The sequence below is a fragment of the Blastococcus sp. HT6-30 genome (genome assembly GCF_039729015.1).
Classification (GTDB): Bacteria; Actinomycetota; Actinomycetes; order Mycobacteriales; family Geodermatophilaceae; genus Blastococcus.
In genome coordinates, this window is record NZ_CP155792.1 from 1,553,978 (window position 1) to 1,567,937 (window position 13,960).

A 13,960-nucleotide genomic window follows, 5' to 3' on the forward strand; every position below is an offset into this window, starting at 1 on the left:
CCGGTCAGTTCACCGTCATCGGGGTGGCGAACTGCTGCAGCGGCGCCGGCACCGCGCCGAGGGTCTGCAGCAGCGTCAGCTCCCGCCGCAGCAGCCGGGACTCCGCGGCCAGCCGCCGGCGGGTGGCGGACTCCGCCAGGAGCGCCTGGCGGTCCTCCGTGGTCAGCAGCGCCGACGAGGCGACCAGCCAGGACAGGGCCGCCGGGTCGTCGGCCGCGGCGGCGAGCCGTACCGCCGCCTCGGCGCCGTCGCCGTGGGTACCGGCCCCGAGCGCCGACACCTCGGAGACGTAGCGGGTGAACAGGTCGCCCACCGCGTGGGCCAGCAGGTCCAGCGAGCCGCGGGCGACCGAGGTGGCGACCTCGTCGGCGGGCGGGACGAGCAGCCCGGGGCCGTCGGTCGCCGCTTCGGCGTCGCCGGCGGCCTCCTCGGCGGCCTCCTCCTCGGCGAGCCACTCCACCTCGGCCCGGAGGTAGGGCGGGTCGTCGCCGACGACGACGTCGAGCAACCGGAACCGCTCGCCGCCCACCGTCAGGATGCGGAAACCGCCGTCGGCCTGGGGCTGGACCCGCTGCAGCCGGGCGGTGCAGCCGATGTCGTAGAGCGCCGCGGCCGGCGCCACGTGCTCGACCTCCCAGCCCTGCCGGATCGCCACGACCCCGAAGAACCGCCGGTCCCCGTGCTCGGGCAGGTCCATCAGGTCGCGCATCAGGCGGCGGTACCGGGGCTCGAAGATCTGCAGGGGCAGCACGACACCGGGGAACAGTGGCCGTCCCAGCGGGAACAGCGGGATCAGCTCACCCATCCGGGCAAGCGTACGGCCCCCCGGCCCCCGGGCCGTCCGGGCGCCCCGGGGGTGGCGGGGGGCGCTGGCTACGCTGGAGGCCCCTGTCGCCACGCCTCGGCCGCTCCGGCGACCCGTCCGCGCCCACCATCCGGAGGCACCCGTGCTCGCCCGCATCGACCTGCGCGGATCCGCGCTGCCCGGCGTCCGCGAGCTCGCCGGCCTCCTCCCTCGGGCCGCCACCGACATCGACTCGGTGACGGCCACTGTCCGGCCGCTGTGCGAGGACGTGCGCATCCGCGGCGCCCAGGCGGTGCGGGAGATCACCGCCCGGCTCGACGGCGTGGACGCCGAGGACTTCGCCGTTCCGCAGGAGGCGCTGGACCGGGCACTGGCCGAGTGCGACCCGACGCTTCGGGAGGCCCTCGAGGAGGCGATCTCAAGGGTCCGGAAGGTGCACGCCGACCAGCGCCGCACCGACGTCACGACGCAGGTGGTGGGCGGCGGCAGCGTCACCGAGCGCTGGCTGCCGGTCCGCCGGGTGGGGCTGTACGTGCCGGGCGGGCTGGCGCCGCTGCTGTCCAGCGTGGTGATGAACGTGGTGCCGGCGCAGATCGCCGGTGTCGAGTCGATCGCCGTCGCCTCCCCACCCCAGCGGGACAACGGCGGCCTGCCCGACCCGGGCGTGCTCGCCGCTTGCGCCCTGCTGGGGGTGAGCGAGGTCTACGCCGTCGGCGGCGCGCAGGCCATCGCCGTCTTCGGGTACGGCGCGGGCACCTGCGAGCCGGTGGACATGGTCACCGGCCCCGGGAACGTCTACGTGACCGCGGCGAAGCGGTTGCTGCGCGGGCTGATCGGCATCGACTCCGAGGCGGGCCCCACCGAGGTGGCGATCCTCGCCGACGACACCGCCGACCCGGCGCACGTCGCGGCCGACCTGATCAGCCAGGCCGAGCACGACCCCCTCGCCGGCGCGGTCCTCGTCACGTCGAGTGAGGAGCTGGCCGACGCCGTCCTGGCGCTGGTCCCGGCGCAGGTCGAGGCGACCAAGCACGCCGACCGGATCCGCACCGCGCTCGACGGCAGCCAGTCCGGCGTCGTGCTGGTCGACGACCTCGACGCCGGCCTGCGGGTGGTCGACGCGTACGCCGCCGAGCACCTGGAGATCCAGACGCAGCACGCCCGAGAGGTGGCGCTGCGGGTGCGCAACGCCGGCGCGATCTTCGTCGGCGCCTGGTCGCCGGTCTCGCTGGGTGACTACATCGCCGGCTCCAACCACGTGCTGCCCACCGGCGGCTGCGCCCGGCACTCCAGCGGGCTGTCCGTGCAGTCGTTCCTGCGCGGCATCCACCTGGTCGAGTACGACGAGCAGGCACTGGCCGACGTCGCCGGGCACGTGGACGCCCTGGCCGGCGCGGAGGACCTCCCCGCGCACGCCGCCGCCGTCCGCATCCGGCAGACCGCGCGGTCGAGCGGTTGATGGCCGGCCTCGACGAGCTCCCGCTGCGGCCGGAGCTGCGCGGTCGCACCCCCTACGGCGCTCCGCAGCTGCCCGCCACGCATCGGCTCAACACCAACGAGAACCCGCACCCGCTGCCTGCCGAGCTGCTCGCCGACCTCGGGGCGGCGCTCGGCTCCGCGGCACTGGAGCTCAACCGCTACCCCGACCGCGACGCCGTCGCGCTGCGGACCGATCTCGCCGCCTACCTGACGCGCACCGGGGGACAGGCCGTGGCGCCGGCGCAGGTGTGGGCGGCCAACGGCTCCAACGAGGTGCTGCAGCAGATCCTGCAGGCATTCGGGGGAGCGGGGCGCACGGCGCTGGGCTTCACCCCGTCCTACTCGATGCACCCGATCATCGCGGCGGGCACCGGAACGGCCTGGGTCGACGGGCACCGGGCGGCCGACTTCACCATCGACACCGGCGCCGCCGTGGGGCAGGTGCGGGAGGTCCGGCCCGACGTCACCTTCGTCACCAGCCCGAACAACCCGACGGGCACCGCCGTCGCCCTCGACACGGTCGCCGCGCTGTACGAGGCGACCGAAGGGGTGGTCGTCGTCGACGAGGCGTACGCGGAGTTCGCCCGCACCGGCACGCCCTCGGCGCTCACCCTGCTGCCCGGCCGGCCGCGGCTGATCGTGAGCCGGACGATGAGCAAGGCCTTCGGCATGGCCGGGCTGCGGCTGGGCTACCTGGCCGCCGACGCCGCCGTCGTCGACGCCCTGCAGCTGGTGCGGCTGCCGTACCACCTGAGCTCGCTCACCCAGGCCGCCGCGCGGGCCGCGCTGGGGCACACCGACGCGCTGCTGGCGACCGTCGACGCGGTGAAGGCGCAGCGCGACCGGATCGTCGACGCGCTGCCCGGGCTCGGGCTGACCAGCGTGCCCAGCGACGCCAACTTCGTCCTGTTCGGGCACTTCGCCGACGCGCCCGCCGCGTGGCAGGCGCTGCTCGACCGGGGGGTGCTGGTGCGCGACGTCGGCCTGCCCGGCTGGCTGCGCGTCACCGCCGGTACCGCCGAGGAGACCGACGCCTTCCTCGCCGCGCTGGGTGAGGTCGCGCCGTCCCACCGCACGACTCTGGGAGACTGACGCCCATGACCCGCACCGCACGTGTCGAGCGACAGACCAACGAGACCAAGCTCGTGGTCGAGCTCGACCTCGACGGCACCGGCACCAGCTCGATCAGCACCGGCGTGGGCTTCTACGACCACATGCTGACGGCGCTGTCCAAGCACAGCGGCATCGACCTGACCGTCCGCGCCGACGGCGACCTGCACATCGACGCCCACCACACGGTGGAGGACGTCGCCATCGCCCTGGGCCAGGCGTTCGCCGAGGCACTGGGCGACAAGAAGGGCATCACCCGCTACGGCGACGCGACCATCCCCATGGACGAGGTGCTGGCGCAGGCCGCGGTCGACCTGTCGGGCCGGCCGTACTTCGTGCACGCCGAGCCCGAGAGCATGACCCCGATGATCGGGCCGGACTACCCGACCAGCCTGACCAAGCACGTCCTGGAGTCCTTCGCGTTCAACGCCCGGATCAGCCTGCACGTCCGGGTGCTCTACGCCGGCCGGGATGCCCACCACATCGTCGAGGGGCAGTTCAAGGCCCTGGCGCGAGCGCTGCGGACCGCGGTGGCGCTGGACCCGCGGGTCACCGACGTGCCCTCCACGAAGGGCGCCCTGTAGCCGGTGGACTTCGGCCTGATCCTCGTCGTGCTCGGTGGGTTTCTGCTGGGCGGCGCCTGGAGCATCTGGCGGGCCGACTCGGAGACCGCCGGGCGCACCGGGCCGCAGGTCGTCTTCGCCGTCATCCTGCTGCTGGCCGCGCTGCTGGCGACCGCGTCGGGCATCCTCCGGCTGGTGTGAGCGGCGGCGACGAGGAGCGCTTCCTCGAGCTGGTCACCGCCGACCCCACGGTGCGGGCGGTGCTCGATCGCGCCCCCGCTCCGGGCGTGGCCGACCGTATCCGCGACGAGGCGCGGGTGCACCCCTGGTACGAGCAGAGGTTCGGTGTGCCGGCCGACCCGTTCCGCGACTGCGCCGAGGCCATCGACCACTTCTCCGCCGTCTGCTGCTACCGGGTGGCCCGGCTGGACGACGCCGGCGCGGTCGCGGTGTACGCGCCGCACGGCTACGACGACCTGTTCGCGCTGGTCGTGCGGCCCAACCCGCGGGGCCGGCCCCCCGGCACGTTCACGAGACGGACACGGCGCGCGGGCAGCAGCAGTGGCCCGAGCTCACGATCCTGCCCTGGCCCGACCCGCTCGACGCCCCCGCTGAGCACCCGCCGACCCCTCCGCATCCTGCGGCGCCTCGCCCCTCCTCGCCCCGCCGGCGCACCGACGGCCCCGCCCAGGTCCCCGGGCGGGGTCGTCGTTCGTCGGTGGCTCAGCCGGTGCGTGAGCGTTCGGGTTCCCCGGTGAGGGGGAAGACGAGGATCTCGGTGCCGTCGGGCCGGTAGGTGTGCCATCGGCCCCGCGCATCTCGAACGACGGCGAACCCGTGGTGCACTTTCGTGTGGTGCCGTTCGCACAGCAACGCTGAGTTCTCCAGCGAGGTGGGGCCGTCGTCGATCCAGTGGATCAGGTGGTGGACGTCGCACCAGGAGGCCGGGGCGTCACAGCCGGTGAACACGCATCCGCGGTCGCGGTACTCCACGGCCCGGCGCAGCGCCGGCGGGGCGACCCGCTTCGCCTTGCCGTAGTCGAGGATCTCCCCGTCCGGGCCGATGACGATCCGGGAGACGTTGCCGTCACAGGCCAGCCAGCGGGCCCGGGCGGCGGAGATCATCGCCCCGAACCCGGTCTGCGCCGCACCCGGGCCGGTGGTGGGGTCGACGAGGTCGGCGATGTCGACTCGGACGACGACGTGCGGCTTCACCGTGCGCAGGGTCGGCAGGGACCCGGAGGCGAGGGTGTTGTCGGCGAGCTGGACCAGGGCGTCGGCGGACTGCTGGGCGCGGGTTCGGGTGTCCCCGGCCGGGCGGGACGCCTGCATGATGGATTCGACCGCGGTGAGCACCTTCTCCCCGCCCACGGCGTCCAGGTCGAACCGGCCGGTGACGCTGCCGTCGGCGTGCCGGACCACCACCAGCGACCGGTCTTCGGTCGGATCGGGCTCCGGGCCGTCGGGATCGAGCCGGGCCAGGTAGTGCTCCACCACCTGGCGCAGCTGCACGAAAGCGGAGCCGGCGGCGACCTCGGCCAGCGCCGCATCCACCCCGGCCAGTTCGACCTGCTGGGCGTCGGCGGCCGCCACGTTCCCGGGGTCGACGACGGGAGTGATGACCGCAACCTGCTCGGCGGTCACCTCGCCCCGGCGGAAGGCCTCGGTGACCGCCGGCAGCTCGGCCAGCGCCCGGCCGCTGCGCACCACCTTCGACGCCGCCGCCGGCGACAGCTTGGCGTGCCCGCGCAGCCAGGCCGCCATCGTCTTCAGTCCGTCCCGCTCCGGGGCCTGGGAGACCTCGCACTCCCGCACCGTGCGGGAGACCTGCGCCGCGAGCCGGTTCTGCGCGGTCAGCAGACCGGTGAGCCGGTCCAGCAGCTGCGGGCCGAACCAGCCGGAGAGGTCCTCGGCCGCCAGGTCGTCCAGCGCGGCGGACAACCGGTCCAGCGCACCACCCGCAGCGATCGAACGCATGTACGAAGGCTAGCGGATCCGACCGCACGTGGCAAGGTGAAACCGCAGGCCAGGAGGCTGTCTACCATCTTCGAGGAAGGCTTGACGGCGGCCGGGTGGTGGCCCCGAGATCAGGAACCCGAGGCTCCCAGCAACGTCTTCCTCGCCGCACGTTTCGGGTGGCGCGGCTGGACGGCGAGGCCGAGCGGCCGCAGGATGCGGGTAGTGAACGGATGCCGGCCGGTGTTGCGCATGCTGGCGATGACCGCGGTGCTCGCGGCCACGCCTGTGCTCGCCGCCTGCGGCTCCGACGGGCCGGGCAGCTCGCGCTACGTCGCGGAGTTCGCCCTCGGAGCCGATACGCCGGAGGCGCGGGAGTTCGTGTTTACGCCGAAGCCGGGACCTCGTGTTCAGCTGCTCCCGCAGCCGTCCCCTGCGCCGCGAATCACGCTGCCCGGCCCCGGGGAGGGCTTCGAGCTGGCCCCGCCCCAGCCGGCGCCTGCGCCGGACCCCGGTGGCCAGTCGGTCCTCGAGTCAGCCTTCCAGCCCTCGATCGCCTGGGTCGACGACGGGCAGTACCTCGCGGTCATCACCCACGGCAGTGGCAGCTGTCCCAGCGGGCCGGACGGCATCGAGGTCGTCGCCGAGCAGGAGGTCGACATTGGCCTGGGGCCCCTGTTCCCCGACCGGGACCCCTGCACCGCGGACATGAGCCCGCACGTCACGGTGGTGGAACTGCCGCAGGGGGTCACGCCGACGAAGCGGCTGGTGGCCCGCTTCGGTGCCCACGAGGTGGCCATCGAGGCCGTGAGCGGCTGACGCCCCCCCGGGAGCCGGTCGCAGGAACCCCGGCACGGTCACTGCGTCTGCGGTCGACGGGAACACTTCCGGCCGTTCCCGTGCTGGTCGGTAGCGTGGCAGGCGTGAAGAAGGTGGCGGTCCTCGACTACGGCTCGGGCAACCTGCGGTCGGCCGAGCGCGCGCTCCAACGGGTCGGGGCCGACGTGACGGTGACCGCCGACCTCCGGACCGCGCTGGACGCCGACGGGCTCGTCGTTCCCGGCGTCGGCGCGTTCGCCGCGTGCATGACCGGGCTGGACGCCGTCCAGGGCCGCCGGATCATCGGCCGCCGCCTGGCCGGGAGCCGCCCGGTGCTCGGCATCTGCGTGGGCATGCAGATCCTCTTCGAGCGCGGCGTCGAGCACGGCGTGGACGCCGAGGGCTGCGGCGAGTGGCCGGGGGTCGTCGAGCCGCTGGAGGCGCCCGTGCTCCCGCACATGGGCTGGAACACCGTGCAGGCGCCCCGGGAGAGCGTCCTGTTCGACGGCCTCGAGGGCGAGCGCTTCTACTTCGTGCACTCCTACGGGGTCCGGAACTTCCCGCTCGGCCAGGACGGCGGACCCTCGCGGCTCACGCCCCCGAAGGTCACCTGGGCCGAGCACGGGGACCGGTTCGTCGCCGGTGTGGAGAACGGCCCGCTGTCGGCGACGCAGTTCCACCCGGAGAAGAGCGGTGATGCCGGGGCCCAGCTGCTGACCAACTGGCTCGGCACGCTCGACTGAGCGGCCCGCTCAGCTGCGCAGGTAGCTGGCCCCGTTGACGTCGATGATCGTGCCGGTCGAGAAGCGCGCGTCCGGCGACGCCAGCCACAGCACCGCCGAGGCCACTTCCTCCGGGCGGGCGACCCGGCCGTAGGGCGACTGCGCCCGGACGGCATCCCCGCTCGGGCCGTCGAGGATCTCCCGCGCCATCTCCGTCTGCACGAAGCCCGGTGCGACGCTGCCCACCGTGATCCCGTGCGGCGCCAGCGCCTGGGCCATCGACTGCCCGAAGGCGTTGAGCCCGGCTTTCGCGGCGCCGTAGGCGGGGGTGTTCGGCTCGCCGCGGAAGGCGCCGCGGCTGGTCACGTTGACCACCGCGCCGCCGCCGGCCGCGACCAGGTGCGGCACGGCCCGGAAGGCGGCGTGCATGGCGCCGACCAGGTTCACCTGCAGGGTGCGCGACACGACCGCCTGCCAGTCGGCCCAGGACGTCTCCAGCGGCGGGTGCGCCGTGTAGACCCCGGCGTTGTTCACCAGCACCTGTAGCCCACCGAGTGCGGCCGCCGCCTCGTCGACCACCGCCCCGACGGCCTCGGCGTCGGCGACGTCGGCCTGCAGCACCACGTGGCCTTGACCGGGCAGCTCCGCGGCGACCCGCTCCGCCGCCTCCCGGGAGCTGCCGTAGTGCACCGCCACCCGGTCGCCGCGCTCGGCGAAGGCGTGGGCGATCGTCCGTCCGATGCCCCGGGAGGCGCCGGTGACGAGAACGGCGCGGGAGTCGCTGGAGTCGGCCACGCGGGCAGTCAATCAGCCGGTGTGCACCGGCGCCCGCCGATCCCGGGTCGCGCCTGCCGGACCGGGCCGCGCGAGCCGCCTAGGGTTCCGGCGTCCCGTCCCGGTGCTGCTCAGGAGGCCGGCGTGCCCGCGAGACCGACGTCCCGCCCCGCCCGGCGACCCGGCCGGCTCGCCGGCCTCGCCGTCCTCGCGCTGCTGCTGGCCCTCGCCGCCTGGTCGGTCACCGGGCTGCGGACCCCGGAGCCGCGGCCGGCCGACGCCCCCGCGACGGAGTTCAGCGCCGCCCGCGCCTTCGCCCACGTGGCGGAGATCGCCGCCGGCGTCCACGTCGCCGGCAGCGCGGAGAACGACCGGGTCGTCGACCGCCTGGTGACCACGTTGACCGGGCTCGGCCTCGACACCCGGGTGCAGAACGCCGTCGGGGCGCGCAGTGGCGGTGGGGGCGAGGCACGCATGGCCCGCGTGCGCAACGTCGTCGCGGTACTGCCCGGCACCGACTCCACCGGCCGGCTCCACCTGGTGGCCCACCACGACTCGGTGGCGGCCGGTCCCGGTGCCGCGGACGACGCGGCCGGGGTCGCGGCGGTGCTGGAGTCGGTGCGGGCGCTCACGGAGGGGCCGGCGCTGCGGAACGACGTCGTCGTCGTGCTCACCGACGCCGAGGAGGCCTGCCTGTGCGGCGCCGAGGCGTTCACCGCCTCCCATCCGCTGGCCGGCGGGGGAGTGGTGCTCAACCTCGAGGCCCGCGGAACGACCGGACCGCCGATCATGTTCGAGACGTCGCCGGGCAACGCGGGGCTGGCCGAGGCCTTCGCCGACGCCGCGGTGCACCCGGTGGCCAGCAGCTTCGCCGTGGAGGTCTACCGCGCGCTGCCCAACGACACCGACTTCAGCGTGCTGCTCGAGGACGGCGACTTCACGGGCATGAACACCGCGTTCGTCGACGGCGCCGCGGCCTACCACTCCCCGCAGGACACCCCGGAGCGGCTCGACCGCGGCAGCCTGCAGGCCCTCGGTGACAACACGCTGGCGCTGACCCGGGAGCTGGGGAACCGTGACCTGGGCGCCCTGGTCCGGCCGGCCGACGACGACGCGACGTACTTCCCGCTGCCGGGCCTGCTCGTGCGGTACCCCGGCCGGCTGGTGTGGCCGCTGGCCGGCGCGGCGCTGGTCGCCGTCGCGGGGTTCGTGTGGGCGCTGCAACGGCGCGGCGGAAGCCCGCTGCGGCGGACGGCGGCGGCGACAGGCCTCGCCTTGCTGCCCCTCGTGCTCGCGCCGCTGGCGGCCCAGGGCCTCTGGCGGGCCTTGGTCGCGGTGCGGCCGGAGTACGCCTCGATGCTGGACCCCTGGCGGCCGGGCTGGTTCCGGCTGGCCGCCGTCGCCGTCGTGCTGGCCGTCGTGCTGCTCTGGTACGCGCTGCTGCGCCGCCGGGTGGGCCCGGCGGCGCTGGCCGCCGGGGCGCTGGTCTGGGTCGCCGTCCTGGCGGCGGTGCTCGCCGCGGCTGCGCCCGGCGGGTCGTACCTGGCGGCGTGGCCGGCGCTGGCCGGTGCGCTCGCCGGCACGGTCGCCGTCCTGGCGCCCGGCCGGGTGGTGGCCGTCGGCGCCGCGCTGGTCCCCGGCGTGGCGGCGGTGCTCGTGCTGGTGCCCACCGCCGCGCTGTTCCTCCCCGCGCTGGGCATGTCAGCGGCGGCCGCGCCGTCGCTGGTGGTGGCGCTGGCCGCCGTCGTCCTGCTCCCGGCCTGGGAACTGCTGTTCCCCGGTCCCGGTCAGGAGCGGCGCCCGATCGCGTCGGCGGCGGTGCCGGTCACCGCGCTGGTGGCGGCCGGGGCGTGCGTGGCTACCGGGCTCGCCGTCGACCGGTTCGACGCCGACCACCCGGTGCCGACCCGGCTGGCCTACGTGCTGGACACCGATGCCGGCCGGGCCCGCTGGGTGAGCACCGAGACGTCGCCGGCGGAGTACACCGACCGCTTCGTGGACGGGCCCGGCGACCTGGGTGCCGACCTCCCCTACCTCGCCGGGCGGCCGGTGCTCACCGGGGCGGCCGAGCCCGCCGACCTGCCGGCGCCCGAGGTCGCCGTCGTCTCCGACGAGGTGCGCGGCGAGCGGCGGGAGCTCACGGTGCGGGTGACGCCGCGGCGCGGCTCCGTCCGGTTGGTGGACCTCGACCTGACCGTCGACTACGGCGTGGTGACCCGCGCCCGGATCTCCGGCCGGGCGGTTCCCGACGCGGCGCTGGGGAGCGACCGCCTGCGGGTCACCTTCCACGCGCCCCCGGCCGACGGGCTGCTGGTGAGCGCCACCGTGACCGGCGACGGCCCGGTGCGGTTGCGTGCCACCGACGGCAGCGACGGGCTCACCGGGCTGCCGGGGTTCGAGCCCCGACCCGAGGGGGTGGACGTCGCCGGCGCGCACGGCTCGGACCTGGTGCTGGTCACCGCCGTGTCCGACCTCGGCCGAGCGCGCCGCCCGTGACGCATGAGAGGCCTCTCATCGGGCTCTCACCACCCCGTCACCGCCAGGAGGGAGGCTCACCCCCGTGCCGCGCCGCTCCCTCCCCGTCGTCCTCGCCGGTGTCCTGGCCGTCCTGGTGGCGGCCGGGGCGGCGTGGGCGGTGCTCGATGCCACCGGCGGCGGCGGCGCCCGGCCGGTGCCGTCGCCGATCGACGTGCCCGCGCCCGTGGTGCCGGGCGATCCGGGCGCGTCCCCCTCGGCCGGACCCGATCCGGCGCCGGACGGACCGCCGCCCGCCGCGCCCGCACCTCCGCCTGCACCCGCGCCCCCGCCCGCTCAGCCGCGCCCGGACGTCGTGCCGCCGCCCCCGATCTCCGACGACGATGACGATGATGACGACGGGGACGACGACGGCCCGGACGACGACGGCGACGACTGAACGGTGACCACCCGACCGTGACGACCGAGGAAGCGGCCTCGCCCGGGTGGCGGCAGGACGCCCGGCGCCGGCTGGCGCCCCGGGCCGCCCGGACCCGGATCATCGGCTGGGTCCTGCTGCTGGTCCTGCTCGCCCTCGCCCTGGTCACGCTGGTGACCTGGCGGCTGCTGGTCCGTGCCACCGACCAGCGGATGGACGTGGCGCTGGAGGCCGAGGTCACGGAGTTCTCCCAGATCGTGGCGTCCGGCATCGACCCGGAGACCGGTGCACCGTTCGCCTCGGTGGCCGACGTCCTGCAGACCGCGATCACCTACAACCTCGCCCGGCCCAACGAGAAGTTCCTCGGCTACGTCGACGGCGAGTACCGCTTCCAGAGCCGCATCGAGGCCCCGGTCCTGCTCAGCGAGGACGCGGCCTTCACCGAGCTCGTCGGATCGGTGTCCGAGACCACGGCGGGGCGGTACGACAGCGGCGCCGGTGAGGTGCGCTACCTCGCCGTCCCGGTGACGCTGGAGGGCGATCCGGCGCACGGGGTGGCGGTCGTCGCCTACTTCGCCGACCAGGAACGCCAGGCCGCCGACGACACCGCCCAGCTCATGCTCGGCGTCGGCGCGGTCACGGTGCTCCTGGCCGCCGCGGGCGCGTGGGTCGTGGCCGGCCGCGTGCTCGCGCCGGTGCGGGCGGTAGCCGACACCGCTCAGGGCATCACCGAGACCGACCTCTCCGGCCGGATCCCCGTCGACGACCGCCCCGCGGACGAGCTCGGAGACCTCGCCGTGGCCGTCAACGCGATGCTCGACCGGGTGGAGACAGGCGTGGCCGCCCAGCGCCGGTTCCTCGACGACGCCGGTCACGAGCTGCGGACGCCGATCACGATCGTGCGGGGGCACCTCGACGTCCTCGATCCGTCCGACCCCGGCGACGTCCGGCAGACCGTGGCCCTCGTGGACGACGAGCTGGAGCGGATGAACCGCATGGTCTCCGAGCTGCTCCTGCTGGCCCGTGCCGAGCAGTCGCAGTTCGTGCGCGCGCAGGCGGTCGACGTCGCCGAGCTCACCGCGGAGGTGTTCGGGAACGTCCGGCAGCTGGGGGACCGCGACTGGCAGCTGGGCGCCGTCGCCCGTGCCGACCTGCTGCTGGACCCCCAGCGGCTGACGCAGGCGGTCGTCGCGCTGGCCGACAACGCCGTCCAGCACACCGCGGTCGGGGACCGGATCGTGCTGGGCAGCCGGCTCAGCGGGGACGAGCTCCTGGTGTGGGTCGACGACACCGGCCCGGGTGTGCCGCCGGAGGACCAGGCGCGGATCTTCGACCGGTTCGCCCGCGGCAGCTCCGGTGCCCGGCGCAGCGACGGGGCGGGCCTGGGGCTGTCGATCGTGCGGGCCATCGCGGCCGGTCACGGTGGCCGCGTCGAGCTGCACAGCCGCCCGGGGGAGGGCGCGACCTTCACCCTGGTCCTGCCCGCCCGGCCGGCGCCGCCGCGCGGACCGCACCCGGCCGACGCCCACCCCGGGGACCTGCGGGCCGCCACCACCAGCACCGTCGACGACGCGCTCGCCACCCCGCCGATGGGCACCACGCCCGCGGCGGCCGCACCCACCGAGGGAGGACCGCGGTGAGCCGAGTCCTGATCGCCGAGGACGAGCCGCGGATCGCCGCGTTCGTCGAGAAGGGCCTCCGGGCCAACGGCTTCGTCACCGCCGTGGTCGGCGACGGGCTGTCCGCGCTCGACCGCGCCCGCAGCGGCGACTTCGACCTGGTGGTGCTGGACATCGGGCTGCCCGTCCTCGACGGGTTCGCGGTGCTGCGGGCGCTGCGGGCCGAGCGCTGCGCCGTGCCGGTGATCGTGCTGACGGCGCGGGACAGCGTCCAGGACACCGTCGCCGGGCTGGAGGGCGGGGCCGACGACTACATGCCCAAGCCCTTCCGCTTCGAGGAGCTCCTCGCCCGCGTGCGGCTGCGGCTGGCCGGCGCCCGCGAGACCGAGGTGACCGTGCTGACCGTCGGGGAGCTCTCGCTCGACCTGCGGACCCGCCGGGCCGACGTCGCCGGGCGCACCGTCGACCTGTCCGCCCGGGAGTTCGCCCTGGCCGAGACCTTCCTGCGCCACCCGGGTCAGGTCCTGGCCCGCGAGCAGCTGCTCAGCCACGTGTGGGGCTACGACTTCGACCCGGGGTCCAACGTCGTCGACGTGTACGTGCGCTACCTCCGCAAGAAGCTCGGGGCCGACCGCATCGAGACCGTGCGCGGCATGGGGTACCGCCTGACGTCGGCCTGACCGGCCATCCCGCCCGCCGGCTGCCCGTCCGGCCGGGACGCGGTCGGAGGTGGACGGCCGACGGCCCGGGTCCCCGCGAGGGGGACCCGGGCCGTCGGGCGCCGGTGGATCAGTCGACGCTGTCGGCGCTGGGGGTGTCCGGGCTGTCGATGTCCGGGCTGTCGACGTCGGGGCTCTGGATGTCCGGGCTGTGGACGTCGGGGCTCTGGATGTCCGGGCTGTGGACGTCGGGGCTGTCGATGTCCGGGCTGTCGACGTCGGGGGTGTCGATGTCGGCGCTGTCCGCAGCGGGTGCCGCGCCGGCCGGGACGACGTCGGGGCTGTCGGTGGCGCTGCCGGCCGAGCTGTCCGCGGAGGCGTCGACGGCGGTGTCGGGCGAGGCGTCGGGGCTGTCGTCGGCGGCGACGGAGATGGCCGCCGGCGGCTGCGGGGCCGGCCCGCCGTCGGCGGCGGTGGCCACACCGATCCCGGCGGCGCCGAGTCCGGTGAGCGCGGTGCCGAAGGTGATGACCTTCCAGGTGGCGGGCGTGCGGGTCATGG

General features: G+C 75.4%; 15 protein-coding genes. 11 read left to right on the forward strand and 4 right to left on the reverse strand.

What is annotated here, in order from left to right:
- Positions 1 to 4 precede the first annotated feature (4 nt).
- Entirely contained in the window at positions 5 to 805 is an 801-nt protein-coding gene (locus ABC795_RS07485) for an LON peptidase substrate-binding domain-containing protein (protein WP_347060345.1), read from the reverse strand.
- 142 nt (positions 806 to 947) lie between these two features.
- Between ABC795_RS07485 and hisD the strand changes: the two genes are divergently transcribed.
- The 5 genes from hisD to ABC795_RS07510 are packed head-to-tail and all read left to right on the forward strand — an operon-like array spanning position 948 to position 4,715.
- The gene (hisD, locus tag ABC795_RS07490; RefSeq protein ID WP_347060346.1) at positions 948 to 2,264 is read left to right on the forward strand and encodes a histidinol dehydrogenase; all 1,317 of its coding nucleotides are present in this window, start codon (positions 948 to 950) and stop codon (positions 2,262 to 2,264) included.
- Positions 2,264 to 3,376: a histidinol-phosphate transaminase gene (locus ABC795_RS07495; protein WP_347060347.1), complete on the forward strand. Its 1,113-nt coding sequence runs from the start codon at positions 2,264 to 2,266 to the stop codon at positions 3,374 to 3,376. The genes hisD and ABC795_RS07495 overlap by 1 nt, the downstream gene beginning before the upstream one ends.
- A 5-nt stretch (positions 3,377 to 3,381) precedes the next feature.
- A complete protein-coding gene (gene hisB / locus ABC795_RS07500) occupies positions 3,382 to 3,978 on the forward strand; it encodes an imidazoleglycerol-phosphate dehydratase HisB (protein WP_347060348.1) in 597 nt (198 codons plus the stop codon).
- Between the two features lie 3 nt (positions 3,979 to 3,981).
- A complete protein-coding gene (locus tag ABC795_RS07505; RefSeq protein ID WP_347060349.1) occupies positions 3,982 to 4,158 on the forward strand; it encodes a hypothetical protein in 177 nt (58 codons plus the stop codon).
- A complete protein-coding gene (locus tag ABC795_RS07510; RefSeq protein WP_347060350.1) occupies positions 4,155 to 4,715 on the forward strand; it encodes a nucleotidyltransferase family protein in 561 nt (186 codons plus the stop codon). Before ABC795_RS07505 ends, ABC795_RS07510 begins: the two co-directional genes overlap by 4 nt.
- On the opposite strand, the gene ABC795_RS07515 is transcribed toward ABC795_RS07510, so the two are convergent.
- On the reverse strand, positions 4,681 to 5,934 hold the full coding sequence (locus tag ABC795_RS07515; RefSeq protein WP_347060351.1) for a DUF222 domain-containing protein: 1,254 nt from the start codon (positions 5,932 to 5,934) through the stop codon (positions 4,681 to 4,683). The two genes, ABC795_RS07510 and ABC795_RS07515, sit on opposite strands and share 35 nt — an antisense overlap.
- Positions 5,935 to 6,156: 222 nt before the next feature.
- Between ABC795_RS07515 and ABC795_RS07520 the strand changes: the two genes are divergently transcribed.
- Positions 6,157 to 6,732: a hypothetical protein gene (locus ABC795_RS07520; protein WP_347060352.1), complete on the forward strand. Its 576-nt coding sequence runs from the start codon at positions 6,157 to 6,159 to the stop codon at positions 6,730 to 6,732.
- Between the two features lie 104 nt (positions 6,733 to 6,836).
- Positions 6,837 to 7,475, forward strand: a complete 639-nt coding sequence (gene hisH / locus ABC795_RS07525; protein WP_347060353.1) for an imidazole glycerol phosphate synthase subunit HisH — start codon at positions 6,837 to 6,839, stop codon at positions 7,473 to 7,475.
- Positions 7,476 to 7,484: 9 nt separating this feature from the next.
- Here the strand turns inward: hisH and ABC795_RS07530 are convergent, their stop codons facing one another.
- Positions 7,485 to 8,249, reverse strand: a complete 765-nt coding sequence (locus ABC795_RS07530) for an SDR family oxidoreductase (RefSeq protein ID WP_347060354.1) — start codon at positions 8,247 to 8,249, stop codon at positions 7,485 to 7,487.
- A 123-nt stretch (positions 8,250 to 8,372) separates the two neighbouring features.
- Between ABC795_RS07530 and ABC795_RS07535 the strand changes: the two genes are divergently transcribed.
- The 4 genes from ABC795_RS07535 to ABC795_RS07550 all read left to right on the forward strand — a co-directional run bounded on the left by ABC795_RS07535 (position 8,373) and on the right by ABC795_RS07550 (position 13,420).
- Complete coding sequence (locus ABC795_RS07535) at positions 8,373 to 10,724, forward strand: M20/M25/M40 family metallo-hydrolase (RefSeq protein ID WP_347060355.1); 2,352 nt, start codon at positions 8,373 to 8,375, stop codon at positions 10,722 to 10,724.
- Between the two features lie 64 nt (positions 10,725 to 10,788).
- Complete coding sequence (locus ABC795_RS07540) at positions 10,789 to 11,142, forward strand: hypothetical protein (protein WP_347060356.1); 354 nt, start codon at positions 10,789 to 10,791, stop codon at positions 11,140 to 11,142.
- A gap of 17 nt (positions 11,143 to 11,159) precedes the next feature.
- The gene (locus tag ABC795_RS07545) at positions 11,160 to 12,761 is read left to right on the forward strand and encodes a HAMP domain-containing sensor histidine kinase (RefSeq protein ID WP_347060357.1); all 1,602 of its coding nucleotides are present in this window, start codon (positions 11,160 to 11,162) and stop codon (positions 12,759 to 12,761) included.
- Entirely contained in the window at positions 12,758 to 13,420 is a 663-nt protein-coding gene (locus ABC795_RS07550) for a response regulator transcription factor (RefSeq protein WP_347060358.1), read from the forward strand. The genes ABC795_RS07545 and ABC795_RS07550 overlap by 4 nt, the downstream gene beginning before the upstream one ends.
- A 109-nt stretch (positions 13,421 to 13,529) precedes the next feature.
- Here the strand turns inward: ABC795_RS07550 and ABC795_RS07555 are convergent, their stop codons facing one another.
- Positions 13,530 to 13,958, reverse strand: a complete 429-nt coding sequence (locus tag ABC795_RS07555; protein ID WP_347060360.1) for a hypothetical protein — start codon at positions 13,956 to 13,958, stop codon at positions 13,530 to 13,532.
- Positions 13,959 to 13,960 lie beyond the last annotated feature (2 nt).